This window comes from Nocardia amamiensis, from assembly GCF_015477605.1.
GTDB lineage: Bacteria > Actinomycetota > Actinomycetes > Mycobacteriales > Mycobacteriaceae > Nocardia > Nocardia amamiensis_A.
Genome location: NZ_JADLQX010000224.1, coordinates 1 through 487, shown reverse-complemented (window position 1 = coordinate 487; position 487 = coordinate 1). Strand labels below are relative to the sequence as shown.

Below are 487 nucleotides of genomic sequence, written 5' to 3'. Positions count from 1 at the left end.
ACGCTACTCGAATTCAGCGAATCGCGTCTCTAGGCAAATTTCAGAGTTTCTCTCGTCCGAGACCCCGCGACCCGCGGAAACCGGCAGTCTTGGGCTCCGAAACCCCGGAATTATGCGGAACGCAGGATAGACGAAGCGACCGCCGCGTTTGGCGACCTCGCGGGAGATCGTCGAGGGCGCTCGTCCCAGGCCGCGGGCGATACTGCGCAGCGAATCCCCGGCCGCCAATCCACGTGAGATCTCTTCGCGTTCAGTCAGACTCAGATGACGGCCGTTGCGGCGGCGCGGGACGGGCCGGACGCCTCCGCACCGTTTGAGGAGTTCGCGCACTGTTGAGGGATGTCGGCGCATCTCCCGGGCTAGTACTGCAACGACACTTGGTCGGGTTGGTGCTGGTAGATCTGTTGCGTGTTGTTGGATCGTGTTGTGGCCGAGTTGGATTCGTTGATGTGCCGGGTGGGTTGGCGGTTCGCGCGGTCGGAGCCGC

The 487-nt window shown here is 63.2% G+C and carries 1 pseudogene; it reads right to left on the bottom strand.

Annotated features, from left to right (window positions below):
- Nucleotides 1-114 precede the first annotated feature (114 nt).
- Nucleotides 115-306 (bottom strand): annotated as a pseudogene (locus IU459_RS40625) (helix-turn-helix domain-containing protein); the annotation flags it as partial.
- Nucleotides 307-487 lie beyond the last annotated feature (181 nt).